The sequence below is a fragment of the Mycobacterium sp. 1245801.1 genome (genome assembly GCF_001673055.1).
GTDB classification, from domain to species: Bacteria; Actinomycetota; Actinomycetes; order Mycobacteriales; family Mycobacteriaceae; genus Mycobacterium; species Mycobacterium europaeum_A.
The window spans coordinates 1-2,754 of record NZ_LZKY01000331.1 but is presented as its reverse complement, the minus strand read 5'-3'; the positions used below and the strand labels follow the sequence as shown (position 1 = coordinate 2,754).

Sequence of the window (2,754 nt, the reverse complement as noted above, 5' to 3'; positions counted from 1 at the left end):
CCGGTGCGCCCCAACGGCCAATCGTTGCCGATCTTGCCCGCGTCGGCCTCTCGCTTGGTGCTGACGCTGCATGACTGGCTGTGGTGGCGCGCGATCAAGAAGGTCGAGAATGCGCAGCGCAGCCGGCTCGGCCTACCGAAGGCAACATATGGTTCACCGCGGCGAATTGCCGAACGGGGATCGTTGGAAATCCAGGCATACGACGACGTGATTTTCCCGGGCCTGGCGGCCGAATGGGCGAAATGGAACGGCCAGCGCCCCTTCGTCGGTGCGCTGACTTTGGAATTGCCCACGCCGGCCGATGACGACGTCCTGTCGTGGATCGCCTCGGGAACGCCGCCGATTTGCTTCGGGTTTGGCAGCATGCCGGTGCAATCTCCGTCCGACACGGTCGAGATGATCAGCGGCGCATGCGCCCAGTTGGGTGAGCGGGCACTGATTTGCGCCGGCTGGAGCGACTTTGCCGACGTCCCGCATGTTGACCATGTCAAGGTCGTGGACGCGATGAACTACGCCAGGGTCCTTCCCGCATGCCGAGCCTTCGTTCACCACGGCGGAGCGGGCACTACGAACGCGGCGTTGCGCGCCGGGCTTCCCGCGTTAATTCTGTGGACGCTGCCCGACCAGGCTATTTGGGCGGCGCGGGTCAAGCGGCTGAAGTTGGGCAGGGGACGACGCTTTTCGACGACGACGCAGGACTCGCTGGTCTCGGATCTGCGCACCATTCTGGCATCGCAATACCTCACGCAAGCCCGCGAATTCGCCACCAGGATGACCAGAGCTGTGGACAGCGCCGCGACCGCGGTCGATCTTGTCGAAAACTTCGCCCGCTTCAAGCGTGTTGGCTGAACGCGGGTTCTCGGGTCATGCGTGTTGTAGGCGGCTATCCGCGACCAAGCCGGCGTTTGCCAGCGCTACGAAGCAAGGAATTCGTCGAGATACGCCGGGGGCCTCAGATTCAACAAGCGGTTCCGGTCGGCGGCAAGATCTGCGTATTCGAGCGCGTCGACTTGCGCTGCCGAGTAGGGCAGTAGCGAGTCCGAAGTTCCCTTTCGCACGACGCCAACCCCGAAATCACAATTGAGCACCGCGATGCGCAGATCCTCACGGGTGCTGCGCAACTCGACGATCGCCTTCCAGACGTCACCGCTCCACAGGGCGGCCAAGGTGCCCGATGTGGTAAGTCCCCAGGAAATGTCCCGCCAGCGATGCCGAGCGCGAAAGTCGGCGTAAGACCCCGCAGGGCAGGCGATCGAGGCGCGAGTCGGGTTGCAGTCGTGTACGAAGATGACCCCATCGTCGCGCAGGTAGCGCAGCGTGTTGTCGATGTCGCGCAGGACCTGCCGGTGGGTGTGGAGTCCATCGATCAGAGCGACGTCGATACCCCGCTGTTCGAGGAATGCCGATTCGCTCGCGAAAAAGGCGTCGCTGCCGGTGTCGAAATAGTATGTGGCCGCCGCCTTTGCGGCGGCGCGCTTGCGCGTCCGCGCCGAGAGCATCAGGGCTGGGTCGACTGCGATCTTCTCTTCGGCCTCGACGTGTCGGAACGCTTTTCCGGTTGACACGCCGATTTCGAGATAGACGCGTTGCCGCCGCCCGTCCAGCGCGCGCTGTACAGCGTTGATGCGGTTCATGTGAACCCCCTTCGTGGCTGCATCAGTCCGTCCGACGATCGGAGCAACCGCTCGTCGGGCGCCAGTGTCGGCCCAGTGTCGCCCGCGCTGGTGGCTTCTTGACCAGATTCTCGAGGCTAAGCTAACCAGCCGCTCCGAAGTCGCCATTAGTGACTATTGGTGGTCCTTCAGCCAATGGCCAGCATGCACCCGAGAATCGGATCGTGGCCGATGTCGGCCGGTACCATTGGCCTGGCCTGGCGCGCGACGGCTGAAAGGCTCGTTTTTGCAATGAAGTTCGTGGTGGCGAGCTACGGAACTCGTGGTGATATCGAGCCCTGTGCCGCCGTCGGCCGTGAGTTGCTGCGCAGGGGCCACGAAGTGTGCATGGCCGTCCCGCCCGACTTGATTCCGTTCGTCGAATCGGCCGGGCTCGCGGCGGTTGCTTACGGCACGGACACCCGTGCGTACATGGCCGCACAGCGCAGATTCTGGACATGTTTTTTTCGGAGCTTCTGGAGGATTCGAGATCTGATCAGGTTCGGGCTCCAGGTGTCGGCGCTATCGATCCAGTGCTGGACGGAGGTGTGCGCGACGTTGACATCCCTGGCGGACGGAGCCGATCTGCTGTTCACCACCATTCCGTGCGAGCAGGCCGCAGCCAATGTCGCCGAGCACTACGACATTCCGCTGGTCACCCTGCACTACTACCCGGTACGGCCCAACGGACGGTTGATCCCGCTATTGCCCGGACCCATCGCGCGCTTCGCGATGAAGGTATCCAAGTGGCTGTCTTGGCGCATGAACAAGGGCTTCGAGGACGCACATCGCCGTGAGCTAGGTCTGCCCAAGTCGACAAGCCCTACGCACCGGCGAATCGCCGAGCGCCATTCGCTGGAAATCCAGGCCTATGATGACTTTTGTTTCCCGGGGTTGGCCGCCGAATGGAAGAAGTGGAATGGCCGACGGCCCTTTGTGGGTGCGCTGGCGATGAACCTCTCCACAGACGCCGACGACGAGGCGCGGGACTGGATAGCCGCGGGGGCACCGCCCATTTGCTTCGCCTTCGGCAGCATACCGGTCGAATCTCCGGCCTTCACGGCCGAAATGATCAGCGCGGCCTGCGCAGAATTGGGGGAGC

Annotated in this window: 3 protein-coding genes; 2 read left to right on the top strand and 1 reads right to left on the bottom strand. The window is 63.3% G+C overall.

The window, feature by feature from the left end:
* On the top strand, positions 1-849 hold an 849-nt coding region (locus tag A5622_RS20960; protein ID WP_232003018.1), incomplete at its 5' end, for a glycosyltransferase.
* Positions 850-914: 65 nt separating this feature from the next.
* Here the strand turns inward: A5622_RS20960 and A5622_RS20955 are convergent.
* Complete coding sequence (locus A5622_RS20955) at positions 915-1,634, bottom strand: class I SAM-dependent methyltransferase (RefSeq protein WP_066880976.1); 720 nt, start codon at positions 1,632-1,634, stop codon at positions 915-917.
* A 270-nt stretch (positions 1,635-1,904) separates the two neighbouring features.
* Between A5622_RS20955 and A5622_RS20950 the strand changes: the two genes are divergently transcribed.
* Positions 1,905-2,754, top strand: an 850-nt coding sequence (locus A5622_RS20950; protein WP_082994652.1) for a glycosyltransferase, incomplete at its 3' end; no start/stop codon positions are given.